Raw genomic sequence first — 15,322 nt, forward strand, 5'->3', positions numbered from 1 at the left:
GAAAAGAGTGAGAGGGCGCTGAACAACGGGAAGCGAAGAGCCGTACTACACGGCATCCCCCGGCAGGCACCGGCCGGGGGACCAGACGCGCCGCACCTGGAGGGTCGTCCGTTGTTCAGCATCACCGTCCGCGATCACATCATGATCGCCCACAGCTTCCGCGGCGAGGTCTTCGGGCCCGCGCAGCGTCTGCACGGCGCCACGTTCCTCGTGGACGCCACTTTCCGGCGCGAGCAGCTGGACGACGACAACATCGTCGTCGACATCGGACTGGCCACGCAGGAACTGGGCGCCGTGGTGGGAGAGCTGAACTACCGCAACCTCGACCACGAGCCCGACTTCGCCGGCGTCAACACCTCCACGGAGTTCCTGGCCAAGGTCATCGCCGACCGGCTCGCCGAACGGATCCACAAGGGCGCCCTGGGCGAGGGGGCCAAGGGCCTGGCCGGCCTCACCGTCACACTCCACGAGTCGCACGTCGCCTGGGCGAGTTACGAGCGTGCGCTGTGACCGACACGACCGTCCACCGCCCCTCGCCCCTGGCCTACCTGCCCGCGCAGCGCGCCGGCTCGGAGAACGTCGGGATCATCCCCATGTCCCTGCGCACCGTGCACTTCGTCCTGCCGGGCGGTGTCGACGACCCGGCCACCCCGAGCGGCGGCAACGCCTACGACCGCCGCGTGAGCCTGGACCTGCCCGGCTTCGGCTGGCAGGTCAGGGCGCATCCCGTGGACGGTTCCTGGCCCCGGCCCGACGCCCGGGCCCGTGACGAACTCACCCGCGTCCTGCGGGAGTTGCCGGACGGCGTGGTCGTCCTCCTCGACGGGCTGGTCGCCTGCGGCGTGCCCGAGACCGTCGTGCCCGAGGCCGAGCGGCTGCGCCTGGCCGTCCTCGTCCACCTGCCGCTCGGCGACGAGACGGGACTCGATCCGGCCGTGGCGGCGGAACTGGACGCCGGGGAACGCCAGGTGCTGCGCGCGGTGTCCGCCGTCGTCGCCACCAGCGACTGGGCGGTGCGCCGCCTCGTCTCCCACCACGGCCTCGCCCCCGACCGGGTCCACGCCGCCACCCCCGGCGCCGACATCGCGCCCCTCGCGCCCGGCACCGACGGGGTCTCCCGGCTGCTGTGCGTCGCCTCGGTCACCCCGCGCAAGGGGCAGCACCGGCTGGTGGAGGCGCTGGCCGGGGTCACCGACCTACCATGGAGCTGCACCTGCGTCGGTGCGCTCACCCAGGACCCCGCCTACGTCGACCGGTTGCGCGGCCTGATCGCGGAGCACGGCCTGCAGGACCGTTTCCACCTGGTCGGACCGCGGGCCGGAGCCGAGCTCGACGCCAGCTACGCCGCCGCCGACCTGATGGTCCTCGCCTCCTATGCGGAGACGTACGGCATGGCGGTCACCGAGGCCCTCGCCCGGGGCGTGCCGGTGCTCGCGACCGACGTCGGCGGGGTGGGCGAGGCGGTCGGCCGCGCCCCCGACGGCGGGGTGCCCGGCATCCTCGTACCGCCGGAGGACCCCGCGGCCCTCGCCGCCGAGTTGCGCGGCTGGTTCGGCGAGGCCGACGTCCGGCGCCGGCTGAAGTCCGCCGCCCGCGGCCGGCGCGCCGCCCTCGACGGCTGGGCCAACACCGCCCGCAGCCTGGCCGGCGTGCTCGGCCGGCTGCCGAAGGAACCCAGGAGGGCGGCATGACCACGCCGGATACGTCCACGGAGGCCGCCCGGCCCACCGACGCCATCCCGTCCCGGCCGGGGCCGCGGGAGCGGTCCGGCCCCGCCAACGGCCCCGCTTCGGGCGCGGTGGGGCGGTCGGCCGCCGAGACGGCGCGGCTCGCAGGAAAGGACCCCTCGGCCATGGCGGAAACCGGCGCGTTCTCCCCGCAGGCGGCTCAGTACACCGAGACCCCGGCAGTGATTCCGGGGGCCGGGCCCGCGCAGCGGCCCGGGGAGCGGGCCACCGTAAGGCTTCGGGAGGACGCGCAGGAGGAGCCGCCTCGGTACGCGCCCGAGTGGCTGCAGCTCCGGGAGGCGGCGGACGCCGCCGCGCGGGCGACGGAACTGCTCGATCCGCTGCGGATCCGGCTGGTCAACCTGCCGAGCCGGCACGGCGGGCTCGTCGTGCACGACCTGGGATGCGGCACCGGCTCGATGGGCCGCTGGCTCGCCTCCCGGCTGGACGGCGCCCAGCACTGGGTCCTGCACGACCGCGACCCCTACCTGCTGCACTTCGCGGCCGTGGCCTCCCCGCGCGCGGCCGCCGACGGCAGCCGGATCACCGTCGAGACGCGGCGCGGCGACGTGGCCCGGCTCACCCCGGACGCCGTGTCCGGCGCGTCCCTGGTCACGGCCTCCGCGCTGCTGGACGTCCTGACCCGCGAGGAGATCGACACCCTCGCCGCGGCCTGCGCCGGAGCGGGCTGCCCGGCGCTGCTGACCCTCTCGGTGGCCGGCCGGGTCGAACTGACCCCGGCCGACCGGCTGGACGCCGAGATCACCGAGGCGTTCAACGCCCACCAGCGGCGCACCGGGCTGCTCGGTCCCGACGCGGTCGACGCGGCCCGCGAGGCCTTCGCCGCGCACGGCGCCACCGTACGGCTGCACCCGAGTGCCTGGCGGCTCGGCCCCGACCAGCGCGAACTGACCGCCCAGTGGCTGCGCGGCTGGGTCGGCGCGGCCGTCGAACAGCGTCCCGAGCTGAAGCCGCGCGCCGACCGCTACCTCGCCGACCGCCTGGAGGCCTGCGCGGCGGGGGAGTTGCGGGTCGTCGTGCACCACAACGACCTGCTGGCGCTGTCCCGGCCGACGGATCGTGCCGCATGAGCGCGCAGACGGTGGACGCACCTCGCGTACGCGACCGGGAGGCGGGGGAGCACGACGCGTCCGGCGCCCCCGGCGCCCCCGACGCGCTGGGCGCACCTGACGGGACCGGCGTACCCGGCGGGGCCGGTGCACCTGACGGGACCGACGCGCCCAACGTGTCCGGCGCGCCCAACGTGCCCCGTCCCCGCGGCACATCAGGCGGTGCCCTCCGCGGTCGTACCCTTCTCGCGGCGCTCTCCCGCCTCAACACCCGTGCTGTGCGAACCCACTTCGGCACCGTCATCGGTGTCGCCATCCTCGCCGTCCTGTTGTGGCGGCTGGGCACCGGCGTCTTCCTGGACGGGCTGCGGCGGATCGACACGCCGACCCTCCTCCTGGCGCTGGGCATCGGGCTGGTCACCACCGTGTTCAGCGCCTGGCGCTGGCAGTTGGTGGCCCGCGGCCTGCGCATCCGGCTGCCGCTCGGCCAGGCGGTGGCCGACTACTACCGTGCGCTGTTCCTGAACGCTGCGCTGCCCGGCGGCGTCCTGGGCGACGTGCACCGGGCGGTGCGGCACGGGCAGAGCGCCGGCGATCTGGGGCGCGGCGTGCGGGCCGTGGTTCTCGAACGGGTCGCCGGGCAGATCGCGCTCGCCGTCACCGGCGCGGCGGTCCTGCTCACCCTGCCGTCCCCCGTGCGCGACCAAACGCGGCACCTCGCGGCCCTGCTCGCCTTCGCCGCCGCCGGCGCGTTCGCCATCGTCCTCGCCCTGCGCATGAACCGCGCGCCCTCGCGCCGGGGGCGGGCCCTGTGCCGCGCCCTCGCCGAGGCCCGGGAGGGGCTGCTGTCCCGCCGCAACGGGCCGGGCGTCGCGCTGTCCTCGGCCGTCGTCCTGGCCGGGCACATCGGGATGTTCGTGGTCGCCGCGCACGTCGCCGGCCCTGCCGCCCCGGTGCTCGTCCTGCTGCCCCTGGCCGTCCTCGCGCTGGTCGCGATGGGACTGCCGCTGAACGTGGGCGGGTTCGGGCCCCGCGAGGGCGTCGCGGCCTGGGCGTTCGGCGCCGCCGGACTCGGCGCGAGCACCGGAGTGGCCGTGGCCGTGGTGTACGGGGTGCTGAGCTTCGTGGCCGGCCTGCCGGGCGCGCTCGTCCTCGTCGCCCGCTGGTACACCGGGATGCGCGCCGGGTCCCGTCCCACCGAACCGGCCCCGGAACCCGGCCGCGCCTTCGACGGGGACTATCCGCGCCCGCTCCCCGGCAACTCCAAGCCCTCGGACGTGAGCAGCGAGAAATACGGACCGAAGGAATCCGCCAGGCTGTTCAGCAGTTCCTCGCCCTTTTCCGCGGAACCCAGGGAAGGGCGGCCGATGACGCCCGATTCGGTATAGGCGGACATTCCGGCGGTGAGCAGATGCCGCCGGTCGTCCGCGACGAAATCGGCTGACTCGTAACCGGCCCGGACCATTTCCGGATGGGCGTGCAGAAGAATGGAGGTCTCGATTTCCCCCGCGTGCATGTCGGTGAGCGGCGAGGTGCGCACCCCGGCCGCCTCGAGGGCCGTCTGCCAGTCCTCCGCGGCGGGGAACAGCGCGAGGCGCTCACCGCGCGCGGAGGCCTCCTGAACGACGTTGCCCAGCACGTAGTTGCCGCCGTGACCGTTGACGACCACCAGGGCCTCGACGCCGGAGCGGCGCAGTGAGTCCGCGATGTCCCGCACCACCGCATGAAGGGTCACGGAAGAGATGCTGACGGTTCCCGGCCAGGCGGCGTGCTCGTGCGAGCAGGAGATCGTCACCGGTGGAAGGAGGTGCACCGGGTACGCGTCGGCCATCCGGCGGGCGATGGCACAGGCGACCAGCGTGTCGGTCGCCAACGGGAGGAACGGGCCGTGCTGTTCGAAACTGCCCACCGGCAGGACCGCCACCTGCCGTGAGAGGTCCGCCCCCCGCGTCCGTACGTCTTGCGTGGTGTCCGCCGGCAACAGACCATGTGCCGTCGGCCGCGTTCCCGAACCCCTCATTGTTTTCCGGCCTTTCGTCTCTGCTTAGGAATCAGATCATGACAGAAGACCTCGGCGTACTCGGCAAGAAGTCGACCCGGCGCACGGGCGTGGAGCGCGTCGTGAATGCCGCGCTGCCCACCGCGTACGGCACATTCCAGGCGGTCGGCTACCTGGACCACGACCGCGGTGACGAACAAGTCGCACTGGTGCACGGCGGCATCGGCATCGACCGGGTCCTGGTCCGGCTGCACTCGGAGTGCCTGACCGGGGACGCCTTCGGCTCCCAGCACTGCGAGTGCGGCGACCAACTCGCCGCCGCGCTGAGCGCCGTCGTCGCCGAAGGCAGCGGCATCGTCGTCTACTTGCGAGGTCACGAGGGCCGGGGCATCGGGCTGCTCGCCAAGCTGCGGGCGATGGCCCTTCAGGCGGAGGGCCTGGACACGGTCGAGGCCAACCTGGCGCTAGGCCTGCCGGTCGACGCCCGCGACTACGGTGTCGCCGCCAGGATGCTGCACGACCTGGGCGTGCGCTCGGTGCGTCTGATGTCCAACAACCCGCGCAAGCGTGAGGCGTTGGTGCGGCACGGCATCCAAGTAGCCGAGCAGGTCCCGCTGCTGATCCCGCCGTGCGAGAACAACATCACCTACCTGCGGACCAAGCGGGAGCGGCTCGACCACCACCTGCCCCATCTGGACGCGGTGGCGCACCTGTCCTGAGCCGGGCGGACCAGGGCCGCACCGGCGGCCGGACCCGGGCCGGGCCACTCCCGGCCGGGCAGCCGGCGACGAAGCGGGAAACCCGGCGGGCGACCGCCGGGATCCCCCGCTCCCGCCCTCTACGGCAGGAGCCCCGCGGGCGGGGGAGCGACCACTGGGGAATGCGCGGCTCGGCCCCCCTGGTTGACCGGGATATGACTCAGGACACGCCGTACGACGCCGTGCAGGAAGCCCTGCTCGCGCTGCTCTCCGAAAGCCGCGGCGGGGTGCTGGTCACCCTCAAGCGGGACGGCCGGCCCCAGTTGTCGAACGTCGCTCACGCCTACGACCCGGACGAGCGGGTCGTCCGCGTCTCGATCACCGACGACCGCGCCAAGACCCGCAATCTGCGCCGGGACCCGCGAGCGTCGTACCACGTCAGCAGCCCGGACCGGTGGGCCTACACGGTCGCCGAGGGCACCGCGGACCTGTCACCGGTCGCCACGGACCCGTACGACGAGACCGTCGAGGAACTGGTCCGCCTCTACCGGGACGTCCTCGGCGAGCACCCCGACTGGGACGACTACCGCGCCGCCATGGTCCGCGAGCGCCGCCTGGTGCTCCGCCTGCGGGTGGAACGGGCCTACGGCATCCCCAAGCGCGCCGCCGGCGGGTGAGGCACGCCCTGTTCAGGGGCGACGCCCGTGCGGGTCCGGCTCTCGATCGCCCGCAGGACCGCCACCATGTCCTGGCCGCCGTGGCCGAGCGACACCGTCTCCTCGAACAGGGCGTGGCACACGTCGAGGAGCGGGGAGGCGGTGCCGGACGCGCGTGCCGCCTCGGCGATCAGCCGGTTGTTCTTCAGCACGTCGAGGGCGGCCGCCTGGACGTCGAAGTCCCCGGACAGCAGCTTGGGCGCCTTCATCCGGGAGACCGGGCTGGCCATCGGGCCCGCGTCCAGGACGTCGAGGAACAGCCGCGGGTCGAGCCCCTGCCGTTCGGCGAAGTGGAACGCCTCGGTGAGCCCGGTCACCAGCGTGATCAGGAAGAGGTTCACCGACAGCTTCGTCAGCAGCGCGCCCGGCGCGGGGCCGCACACGAACGTCTCCCGGCACAGGGGAGCGAGCAGCGGGCGTACGGTCCGCACCGCTCGCTCGTCACCGGCCAGCATCGCCACCAGGTGGCCGTTCTCCGCCGGGACGCGGGAGCCGGAGACGGGCGCCTCGACGTAGCTCCCGCCCGACGCCCGTACGTCGGCCTCCAGCGCGCGTGAGTAGGCGGGCGAGGTGGTGCCCATGTGGACGACCACCCGCCCCGCGACACGCGCGGCGAAGTCCGGCCCGCCCCGGCCGAGGGTCGCGTCGGTGGCGGCGTCGTCCGCCAGCATCAGCAGCACCACCTCCGACCGGGCGAACACCCCGCCGGGGTCCGCCGACACCTCGGCGCCGGCCGCGCGCAGGGGAGCGGTACGGGAGGCCGTGCGGTTCCACACGGTGAGGGGAGTGCCGGAGCGGGCCAGCCGGAGCGCCATGGGCTGCCCCATGACTCCGAGACCGATGAAGCCGACGTTCACGAGGACCGCCCTGAGGTCGGGGCTGTGTTATGACAGCGGTCATGGTAGCCGCGCTCATGACGGCGGTCATAGGGTGGGGCGGGAGACGTGTACGGAGCCGGGAGGCCGACGATGACGGGTACCGAGCGGGGACCTCGCGAGCGGATGGTCTTCAGCGCGGCCCAGCTCATCCGGCGCGACGGCGTGGGCGCGACCGGGATGCGGGAGGTGGCCGCCCACGCGGACGCGCCCCGCGGATCCCTCCAGCACTACTTCCCGGGCGGCAAGGAGCAGCTGGTCAACGAGGCGGTGGCCTGGGCCGGCCGGTACGCGGGCCGGCGCGTCGCCCGCTTCGTGGCGGGCCTGGCCGAGCCGACGCCGGGCGGGCTGTTCGCCGCCATGGTCCGGCAGTGGACCGACGAGTACGAGACGGCCGGATCCCTCTCGGGCTGCCCGGTCGCCGCGGCGACGGTGGACTGCGCCTCGGCCCACGCGTCCACCCGGGAGGCGGCGGCCGCCGCGTTCACGGCCTGGCGGGCGCCGGTCGCGGAGGCACTGACGGGTATGGGCGTACCGGCCGAGCGGGCCGAGCCGCTGGCCACGCTGATGATCAGCTCCCTGGAAGGGGCGATCATCATGGCCCGCGCCGAAGGAGGCGTACGTCCCCTGGAAACCGTGGCCCGCGAACTGAGCCCCCTCCTGGACGCAGCCACACCCCACTGACCACCTCCCGACGCCCGAACGCGCCCCGACCGGCACGCACGGCGGCACGCCCCCCATCGCACTCGTACGCCTGGCGGCGCGGGGCGCCCCGAGCGTCAGTCCTTCTTCGTCTGTTCCTCCGGCGCCGCCTCCACCGCGTGGCCGCCGAACTGGTTGCGCAGCGCCGCGACCATCTTCATCTGCGGGGAGTCCTCCTGCCGGGAGGCGAACCGCGCGAACAGGGCGGAGGTGATGGCCGGCATCGGCACGGCGTTGTCGATGGCCGCCTCCACCGTCCAGCGGCCCTCGCCGGAGTCCTCCGCGTAGCCGCGCAGCTTCTCCAGGTGCTCGTCGTCGTCCAGGGCGTCGACGGCGAGGTCCAGCAGCCAGGAGCGGATGACGGTGCCCTGTGTCCAGGAGCGGAACACCTCGCGCACGTCGGTGACCGAGTCGACCTTCTCCAGCAGCTCCCAGCCTTCGGCGTAGGCCTGCATCATCGCGTACTCGATGCCGTTGTGGACCATCTTCGCGAAGTGCCCCGCGCCCACCTTGCCCGCGTGGACGAAGCCGTACGGGCCCTGTGGCTTGAGCGCGTCGAAGATCGGCTCCAGCCACCGGACGTGCTCCTCGTCGCCGCCGACCATCAGCGCGTAGCCGTTCTTCAGGCCCCACACGCCCCCGGAGACGCCCGCGTCGACGAAGCCGATGTCCCGCGCGCGCAGCTGTTTGGCGTGCTTCTCGTCGTCCGTCCATCGGGAGTTGCCGCCGTCGACGACGATGTCGCCGGGTTTGAGCAGGGTCGCCAACTGGTCGATGACACCCTGGGTGGCGGCACCGGCAGGCACCATCACCCAGACCGTGCGCGGTGCCTCGAGCCGGTCCACGAGATCGACCAGGTTGTCCACGTCGGAGAGGTCCGGATCGCGGTCGTAGCCCACCACGGTGAGGCCGGCGTTGCGGAGGCGTTCCCGCATGTTGCCGCCCATCTTGCCGAGGCCGACGAGACCCATCTGCATCGATGCCATGTCAGTTCACTTCCTGGATGTCGGACATTCAGACGGTCTCCTTGGCGCCCTCGCCGCGCAGGGCGACGGCGTACATCTCGTCGGCGTCGAGGCGGCGCAGCTCCTCGGCGATGAGTTCGGAGAGGGGGCGGACCTTCAGCGCGAGGGTGCGCGGCGGCTGGCCCGGCAGGGTCAGCGTGGCCAGCGGACCCTCGGGGCGGTCGATGACGACCTCGCCGTTGTCGGTGCCCAGCCGTACGGCCGTGACGACCGGGCCGCCGGAGACCACGCGGTCCGTGCGCACGTCCAGCCGGGCCTCCAGCCAGCGGGCCAGCAGCTCCGCGCTCGGGTTGTCCGCCTCGGCCTCCACGGCCGCCGAGGTCACCCGCATCCGGGCCTGGTCCAGGGCCGCGGCCAGCATCGAGCGCCAGAGGGTGAGCCGGGTCCAGGCGAGGTCCGTGTCGCCGGGGGCGTAGTTGCGCGCACGCGTCTGGAGGATCTCCAGCGGGCGCTCGAAGGCGTACAGGTCGGTGATCCTGCGCTGCGCCAGCCTGCCCAGCGGATCCTTCGAGGGGTTCTCGGGCGCGTCCACCGGCCACCAGACGACGACCGGCGCGTCCGGCAGCAGCAGCGGCAGCACCACCGAGTCGGCGTGGTCGGACACCTCGCCGTAGGTGCGCAGCACGACCGTCTCGCCCGTGCCGGCCTCGGAGCCGACCCGCACCTCCGCGTCCAGCCGGGAGTGCGTGCGGTCCCGCAGCGTACGGGAGTGCCGCTTGATGACGAGCAGGGTGCGCGAGGGGTGCTCGTGAGAGGCCTCCTCGGCGGCCCTCAGCGAGTCGTAGGCGTTCTCCTCGTCCGTGACGATGACCATCGTCAGGACCATGCCCACGGCGGGTGTGCCGATGGCGCGGCGGCCCCGCACCAGCGCCTTGTTGATGTCTCCCGCTGTGGTGTCGGTGAGGTCGATCTTCATGGCCTGCGCCAGCTCCGTCCGTCTCGTGCGAGCATCTCGTCGGCTTCGGGCGGACCCCACGTGCCCGACGGGTACTGCGCCGGCCTGCCGTGGTCGTCCCAGTACGCCTCCACCGGGTCGAGGATCCTCCAGGACTCTTCCACTTCCTGGGTGCGGGGGAACAGGTTGGCGTCGCCGAGCAGCACGTCCAGGATGAGGCGTTCGTAGGCCTCCGGGCTGGACTCCGTGAAGGACTCGCCGTAGGCGAAGTCCATCGTCACGTCCCGGATCTCCATGGAGGTGCCGGGCACCTTCGAGCCGAAGCGGACCGTCATGCCCTCGTCCGGCTGGACGCGGATCACGATCGCGTTCTCGCCCAGTTCCTCGGTGGCGGTGGTGTCGAAGGGGGAGTGCGGGGCCCGCTGGAAGACCACCGCGATCTCGGTGACCCGGCGGCCCAGGCGCTTGCCGGTACGCAGGTAGAACGGGACACCGGCCCAGCGGCGGTTGTCGATCTCCAGGCGCAGCGCCGCGTACGTGTCGGTCTTCGACCGCGCGTTGATGCCCTCCTCCTGGAGGTAGCCGGCGACCTGCCTGCCGCCCTGCCAGCCCGTCGCGTACTGGGCGCGCACAGTGTGTACGCCCAGGTCCTCGGGCAGCCGCACCGACTTCAGCACCTTCAGTTTCTCGGTGAGCAGCGCCTCGGCGTCGAAGGCGATGGGTTCCTCCATCGCGGTGAGCGCCATCAGTTGCAGCAGGTGGTTCTGGAGTACGTCGCGGGCGGCGCCGATGCCGTCGTAGTAGCCGGCCCGGCCGCCGATGCCGATGTCCTCGGCCATGGTGATCTGCACATGATCGACGTAGGAGCGGTTCCAGACCGGCTCGTACATCTGGTTGGCGAAACGCAGCGCCAGGATGTTCTGGACGGTCTCCTTGCCCAGGTAGTGGTCGATGCGGAAGACCTGCTCCGGGTCGAACACCTCGTGCACGATCCGGTTCAGCTCCCGGGCGCTGGCCAGGTCGTGACCGAACGGCTTTTCGATGACCGCTCGCCGCCAGGAGCCCTCCGGGCCCTCCGCCAGGCCGTGCTTCTTCAGCTGCTGCACGACCTTGGGGAAGAACCTCGGCGGTACGGAGAGGTAGAAGGCGAAGTTGCCGCCCGTGCCGCGCGAGGAGTCCAGGTTCTCCACCGCCGCGCGCAGGTGCTTGAACGCCGTGTCGTCGTCGAAGTCGCCGGGGACGAACCGCATGCCCTCGGAGAGCTGCTGCCAGACCTCCTCGCGGAACGGCGTACGCGCGTGCTCCCGCACCGCGTCGTGCACCACCTGCGCGAAGTCCTGGTCCTCCCAGTCCCGCCGGGCGAAGCCGACCAGGGAGAAGCCCGGCGGCAGCAGCCCGCGGTTGGCCAGGTCGTACACGGCGGGCATCAGCTTCTTGCGTGACAGGTCCCCGGTGACGCCGAAGATCACGAGTCCGGACGGCCCCGCGATGCGCGGCAGCCGCCGGTCCCGGGGATCACGCAGCGGATTCACCCAATCGGCGGTCGGCGCCACCGGCACCCGGACATCGGCACCCGCGTGCGGTGCCTGGTCTTCCTTGCTGCGGGAGGCTGTGGCCCCGGTGGGGGCCTTGCGGTCGGGCGGTGCGGATCGCGACTCCGGCGTCTGGGTGTGCGTGGTCGCCGGGGCCTGGCCGCCCGTGAGGTCGGGACCGGGACCGGGGTCCGGGGCCGTGGGCTTCGTGGCCGCGGTCGGCGCCCGGCCGCGGGCGGCCGCGGCGGCCGGGGGCCCGGTATCGGTCGCCCGGGAGGCCTGCGTCGCCACCTCGGTGGGCTTCTTGCTCATTCCGCGTCAACTCCCTTGCTGTCGAGGGACCTGGCCACCGCGCCCGGCAGGTCGCCTTGCGGCGTGGCCTCCGGTGTGGTGATCACCGTGCCGGGTGCGACCGGCTCGTCCGTCTACAGGGTGTCCTCGTAATACAGGGTGTCCTCGTATGGCGGATCCTTCACCTCGATCGGCGGACCCGCCAGGGTGGAGGCGCCCGCGCCGGACAGGTACCCCGGGGTTGCCGCGGTCACGACTGCCGCGGTCATGGCTGCTTCGATCACGGTGAGCGACTTCCATGCCGCGTTCGGGTCATGCACGCGACAGGCGACAGGCGACAGGCGACAGGCGAAACGCGACAGGCGAAACGCGACAGGCGAAACGCGACGCACGTCGCCGACAGCAAGGCACGGCAGCGGCCACGACACGGGTCACGACACGACACGGGTCACGACACGGCACCGGGGCCCCACGCGCGTGCGTGGAGCCCCGGTGCCCGGAGACGCGTGCCGGTCAGTGACCGAAGTCGAACCAGTTGACGTTCACGAAGTCCGCCGGCTGGCCGCTGCTGAAGGTGAGGTACACGTCGTGGGTACCGGTCACCGGGCTGATGTTCGCCGGGACCGTCCTCCAGGACTGCCAGCCTCCCGTGTTGGCCAGCGCGAAGCTGCCGATGGGGGCGTTGCCGCGGCTGTCCAGGCGCACCTCGACCAGTCCGCTGACCCCGCTCGCGGCGCCGCTGGCCACCCGCGCGTAGAACTGCCGGGCCGCGGTGGAGCCGAAGTTCACGCCCTTGTAGAGGGCCCAGTCACCGTTCGCGACGGAGCCGATGTTCTGGCCGCCGCCGGTGTCGGTGGTCGACTCGGTGACGACGCCGCTCTGGCTGTCGTAGGACTCGGCCTGGATGGGGCTGTAGGCGTCCCGGTTGCCGGACGGGGGAGGCGTGGTACCGCTCCCACCGCCGGAGGACTGGAGCACCTGCACGTAGTCCACGGTCATCGGGTGGCCGGGCTCGGTGCCGCCGTCAGGGCCGCCGCCGAAGGCGCCGGGGAAGCCGCCGCCCATCGCGACGTTCAGGATGACGAAGTACCCGTGGTTGGTGGCGTTGGCCCAGGTCGTCGCGTCCACCTGGTTGGCCCGGACGGTGTGGAAGTTGACGTCGTCGAGGTAGAAGCGGATCTCCTCGGGGCCGGCCGACCTGTCCCACTCCATCGCGTAGGTGTGGAAGCCGGCCTGGCAGGTGGTGCCGGTGCACGACGTCGAACCGCCGATGCCTGTCGTCTCCTTGCACGGCCCGTCCGGGTTGGTGCCGCAGTGCATGGTCGCCCAGTTGGTGTTGAGGCCCTGGACGTTCTCCATGATGTCCAGCTCGCCGACCCCGGGCCAGTTCCAGTAGTTGCCGCGGAAGGGCGCGCCCAACGTCCAGAAGGCGGGCCAGTACCCCTTGGCCGCGGCGCCGGTGACGTTGGGCATCTGGATACGGGCCTGCACGCGCAGTTTGCCGCCGGACGGGGGCTGGAAGTCGGTGCGCTTGGTCTCGATACGGCCCGAGGTCCAGTTGCCGGAGGCGTCCCGGCGTGGGGTGATGAGCAGGTTGCCGCTGCCGTCCAGGGAGACGTTGCTGGTGCTGGAGGTCATCGTCTCGACCTCGCCGGTACCCCAGTTGGCGGCGCCGCCGGGGTAGGAAGTGCCGGTGTCGTACTGCCAGTTGGAGGTGTTGACGCCGGTACCGGCCGGGCCGTTGAAGTCGTCGAGGAAGACCTGTGTCCAGCCCGGCGGGGGTGTGGGGGCGGAGGCGTTCGCGGGCAGGGTCCCGGCGGTGGCGGCGGCCGCCGCCAGGCCGAGTGTGCCGAGGGCGGCGACGAGCGCGTGCCGCACGGAACGTCCGCGGCGCGTACCGGCGGGTGCGACGGGGGGTTCACTCATGGGGGGTGCCTCTCGGGTACGGAGTGGGGGTGCTCGGATGCCTTGCTCGAACACGTACGGGGAGGTCGTGAGAGCGCTCTCAATCGTGGGTGCGCGGCCAATGTGCCCCCGGGCTCCGCCACCGTCAAGAGTTGAAACAGAGAAAGTCCGTGCACAGAACGGGACTTCAAGGCTTCACCACAACAGAAGGGACGCCCGACGTGCCCCTGGCCCGCGTCACCGGCCCCCGGCGCGGAGGCGGACGTGGACGTAGGGTGCAGGCGTGAGGCTGACGATTCTGGGCGGCGGCGGATTCCGCGTGCCGCTGGTGTACGGGGCACTGCTCGCCGACCGTGCCGAGGGCCGGGTCACCGAGGTCGTCCTGCACGACCTGGACGCCGGACGGCTGTCCGCGGTCACCAGGGTGCTGACCGAACAGGCCGCCGGCGCACCGGACGCGCCGGTGGTGCGGGCCACCACCGACCTGGACGAGGCCCTGCGCGGCGCCGACTTCGTGTTCTCCGCCATCCGCGTCGGCGGCCTGGAGGGGCGCGCGGACGATGAGCGGGTGGCGCTCGTCGAGGGCGTGCTCGGCCAGGAGACGGTGGGCGCGGGCGGCATCGCCTACGGACTGCGCACGGTGCCCGTCGCCGTCGGGATCGCCCGGCGGGTGGCCCGGCTGGCACCCGACGCCTGGGTCATCAACTTCACCAACCCGGCCGGACTGGTCACCGAGGCCATGTCCCGCCACCTCGGCGACCGGGTGATCGGCATCTGCGACTCGCCGGTCGGCCTCGGCCGGCGCATCGCCCGGGTGCTGGGCGCGGACCCCGGGCGGGCGTGGATCGACTACGCCGGCCTCAACCACCTCGGCTGGGTGCGCGGACTGCGAGTGAACGGCCGCGACGAACTCCCGCGCCTGCTCGCCGACCCCGAACTGCTCGGCTCCTTCGAGGAGGGCAGGCTCTTCGGCGCCGAATGGCTCCGGTCGCTGGGCGCGATCCCCAACGAGTACCTGCACTACTACTACTTCAACCGCGAGGCCGTACAGGCCCACCAGGGGCCCGGGAAGACCCGCGGCGCCTTCCTGCGCGACCAGCAGGCCCGGTTCTACGAGGAGTTGCGGGATCCGCAGGCCGCCGCCCTCCCGGCCTGGAACCGCACCCGCGCCGAGCGCGAGGCCACCTACATGGCGGAGAACCGTGAGGCGGCGGGGGCAGGGGAGCGGGAGGCCGACGACCTCTCCGGCGGCTACGAGAAGGTCGCCCTCGCCCTGATGCGGGCCATCGCCCGCGACGAGCGCACCACGCTGATCCTCAACGTCCGCAACCGGGACACCCTTTCGGCGCTGGACGACGAGGCCGTCGTCGAGGTGCCCTGCCTGGTCGACGCCAACGGCGCCCATCCGGTCTCGGTCGACCCGCTGCCCGGGCACGCGACCGGGCTGGTCTGCGCGGTCAAGGCGGTCGAGCGGGAGGTGCTCGCCGCGGCGGGGTCCGGCTCCCGCGCGACGGCCGTGAAGGCCTTCGCGCTGCACCCGCTGGTCGACTCCGTGAACGTCGCCCGCCGGCTCGTCGACGGCTACCTCGCCGTCCATCCCGGCCTGGCATATCTCAGGTAGCCCGCCGGGGCGGCCGGTCGCTCCCCCGTACGGCGACCGACCGCCCCGATCCCCCGTCCCCCGTGGTCCCCCGACCACGTCCCCCGTCTTCCCCGTTCCCCCACCCTTGAGAGTCGCTGGTCCGGGCCCTGATACACCCCCGGCGGAAAAAATCCGGAAGAAGTTGCGGACGAAGTCCCGGGAGCGGTCCCGGAAGAAGCTCGAAGAGGGCGTCCCCCCAGGTCCGGGGACCCGGGGGGACGTCAACGGTGTGCGGTGCGCGGCTG

At 72.8% G+C, this 15,322-nt stretch carries 14 protein-coding genes and 1 pseudogene; 8 read left to right on the forward strand and 7 right to left on the reverse strand.

Translation table 11 applies throughout. The annotated features are described in order from the left end of the window. Window positions 1-111: 111 nt before the first annotated feature. From ABZ818_RS03640 to ABZ818_RS03655, 4 genes are all read left to right on the forward strand, one after another. Window positions 112-510, forward strand: a complete 399-nt coding sequence (locus tag ABZ818_RS03640; RefSeq protein WP_361410197.1) for a 6-carboxytetrahydropterin synthase — start codon at window positions 112-114, stop codon at window positions 508-510. Beyond that, complete coding sequence (locus tag ABZ818_RS03645) at window positions 507-1,691, forward strand: glycosyltransferase family 4 protein (protein ID WP_361410200.1); 1,185 nt, start codon at window positions 507-509, stop codon at window positions 1,689-1,691. Before ABZ818_RS03640 ends, ABZ818_RS03645 begins: the two co-directional genes overlap by 4 nt. A gap of 161 nt (window positions 1,692-1,852) precedes the next feature. Further along, window positions 1,853-2,818, forward strand: a complete 966-nt coding sequence (locus ABZ818_RS03650) for a methyltransferase domain-containing protein (RefSeq protein WP_361410490.1) — start codon at window positions 1,853-1,855, stop codon at window positions 2,816-2,818. Next, window positions 2,815-4,185 (forward strand): lysylphosphatidylglycerol synthase transmembrane domain-containing protein, encoded by a 1,371-nt coding sequence (locus ABZ818_RS03655; RefSeq protein ID WP_361410203.1) that lies wholly within the window; start codon window positions 2,815-2,817, stop codon window positions 4,183-4,185. The genes ABZ818_RS03650 and ABZ818_RS03655 overlap by 4 nt, the downstream gene beginning before the upstream one ends. On the opposite strand, the pseudogene ABZ818_RS03660 reads toward ABZ818_RS03655, so the two are convergent. Beyond that, a pseudogene (locus tag ABZ818_RS03660) lies at window positions 4,068-4,817 on the reverse strand (creatininase family protein); the annotation flags it as partial. The gene ABZ818_RS03655 and the pseudogene ABZ818_RS03660 sit on opposite strands and share 118 nt — an antisense overlap. Before the next feature lie 38 nt (window positions 4,818-4,855). On the opposite strand from ABZ818_RS03660, the gene ribA reads away from it, so the two are divergent. Both ribA and ABZ818_RS03670 read left to right on the forward strand, forming a co-directional pair. After that, window positions 4,856-5,515 carry a GTP cyclohydrolase II gene (ribA, locus tag ABZ818_RS03665; RefSeq protein WP_361410206.1) on the forward strand — a complete coding sequence of 220 codons (660 nt, stop codon included), beginning with the start codon at window positions 4,856-4,858 and terminating at the stop codon, window positions 5,513-5,515. Between the two features lie 194 nt (window positions 5,516-5,709). Then, window positions 5,710-6,171, forward strand: coding sequence for a PPOX class F420-dependent oxidoreductase (locus ABZ818_RS03670; protein ID WP_361410209.1), 462 nt, complete (start codon window positions 5,710-5,712; stop codon window positions 6,169-6,171). On the opposite strand, the gene ABZ818_RS03675 is transcribed toward ABZ818_RS03670, so the two are convergent. Further along, complete coding sequence (locus tag ABZ818_RS03675; protein ID WP_361410212.1) at window positions 6,138-7,067, reverse strand: NAD(P)-dependent oxidoreductase; 930 nt, start codon at window positions 7,065-7,067, stop codon at window positions 6,138-6,140. The two genes, ABZ818_RS03670 and ABZ818_RS03675, sit on opposite strands and share 34 nt — an antisense overlap. A 111-nt stretch (window positions 7,068-7,178) precedes the next feature. Between ABZ818_RS03675 and ABZ818_RS03680 the strand changes: the two genes are divergently transcribed. Beyond that, complete coding sequence (locus tag ABZ818_RS03680; RefSeq protein WP_361410215.1) at window positions 7,179-7,769, forward strand: TetR/AcrR family transcriptional regulator; 591 nt, start codon at window positions 7,179-7,181, stop codon at window positions 7,767-7,769. A gap of 95 nt (window positions 7,770-7,864) precedes the next feature. Here ABZ818_RS03680 and gnd read toward each other — a convergent pair whose 3' ends face one another. The 5 genes from gnd to ABZ818_RS03705 all read right to left on the reverse strand — a co-directional run bounded on the left by gnd (window position 7,865) and on the right by ABZ818_RS03705 (window position 13,456). After that, window positions 7,865-8,764 carry a phosphogluconate dehydrogenase (NAD(+)-dependent, decarboxylating) gene (gene gnd / locus ABZ818_RS03685; RefSeq protein WP_361410493.1) on the reverse strand — a complete coding sequence of 300 codons (900 nt, stop codon included), beginning with the start codon at window positions 8,762-8,764 and terminating at the stop codon, window positions 7,865-7,867. A gap of 37 nt (window positions 8,765-8,801) precedes the next feature. Beyond that, the gene (gene opcA / locus ABZ818_RS03690; RefSeq protein ID WP_361410218.1) at window positions 8,802-9,728 is read right to left on the reverse strand and encodes a glucose-6-phosphate dehydrogenase assembly protein OpcA; all 927 of its coding nucleotides are present in this window, start codon (window positions 9,726-9,728) and stop codon (window positions 8,802-8,804) included. Next, entirely contained in the window at window positions 9,725-11,551 is a 1,827-nt protein-coding gene (zwf, locus tag ABZ818_RS03695) for a glucose-6-phosphate dehydrogenase (RefSeq protein WP_361410221.1), read from the reverse strand. Before zwf ends, opcA begins: the two co-directional genes overlap by 4 nt. 113 nt (window positions 11,552-11,664) lie before the next feature. Continuing rightward, window positions 11,665-11,814, reverse strand: coding sequence for a hypothetical protein (locus ABZ818_RS03700; RefSeq protein WP_361410224.1), 150 nt, complete (start codon window positions 11,812-11,814; stop codon window positions 11,665-11,667). Window positions 11,815-12,043: 229 nt separating this feature from the next. Continuing rightward, the gene (locus tag ABZ818_RS03705; protein ID WP_361410227.1) at window positions 12,044-13,456 is read right to left on the reverse strand and encodes a glycoside hydrolase family 16 protein; all 1,413 of its coding nucleotides are present in this window, start codon (window positions 13,454-13,456) and stop codon (window positions 12,044-12,046) included. Between the two features lie 262 nt (window positions 13,457-13,718). Here ABZ818_RS03705 and ABZ818_RS03710 point away from each other — a divergent pair, with 262 nt between their 5' ends. Then, complete coding sequence (locus ABZ818_RS03710) at window positions 13,719-15,056, forward strand: 6-phospho-beta-glucosidase (protein ID WP_361410230.1); 1,338 nt, start codon at window positions 13,719-13,721, stop codon at window positions 15,054-15,056. Window positions 15,057-15,322: the final 266 nt, after the last annotated feature.

It is taken from the genome of Streptomyces sp. NPDC047453 (genome assembly GCF_040643155.1).
In the GTDB taxonomy this organism is placed as follows: domain Bacteria; phylum Actinomycetota; class Actinomycetes; order Streptomycetales; family Streptomycetaceae; genus Streptomyces.

Excerpts from the sequence above, each read along its gene's own strand:
- gnd (WP_361410493.1), bottom strand. The coding sequence starts at position 8,764 with ATGCAGATGGGTCTCGTCGGCCTCGGCAAGATGGGCGGCAACATGCGG.
- ABZ818_RS03705 (WP_361410227.1), bottom strand. The coding sequence starts at position 13,456 with ATGAGTGAACCCCCCGTCGCACCCGCCGGTACGCGCCGCGGACGTTCC.
- ABZ818_RS03655 (WP_361410203.1), top strand. The coding sequence starts at position 2,815 with ATGAGCGCGCAGACGGTGGACGCACCTCGCGTACGCGACCGGGAGGCG.
- ABZ818_RS03680 (WP_361410215.1), top strand. The coding sequence starts at position 7,179 with ATGACGGGTACCGAGCGGGGACCTCGCGAGCGGATGGTCTTCAGCGCG.
- ribA (WP_361410206.1), top strand. The coding sequence starts at position 4,856 with ATGACAGAAGACCTCGGCGTACTCGGCAAGAAGTCGACCCGGCGCACG.
- zwf (WP_361410221.1), bottom strand. The coding sequence starts at position 11,551 with ATGAGCAAGAAGCCCACCGAGGTGGCGACGCAGGCCTCCCGGGCGACC.
- opcA (WP_361410218.1), bottom strand. The coding sequence starts at position 9,728 with ATGAAGATCGACCTCACCGACACCACAGCGGGAGACATCAACAAGGCG.
- ABZ818_RS03650 (WP_361410490.1), top strand. The coding sequence starts at position 1,853 with ATGGCGGAAACCGGCGCGTTCTCCCCGCAGGCGGCTCAGTACACCGAG.
- ABZ818_RS03670 (WP_361410209.1), top strand. The coding sequence starts at position 5,710 with ATGACTCAGGACACGCCGTACGACGCCGTGCAGGAAGCCCTGCTCGCG.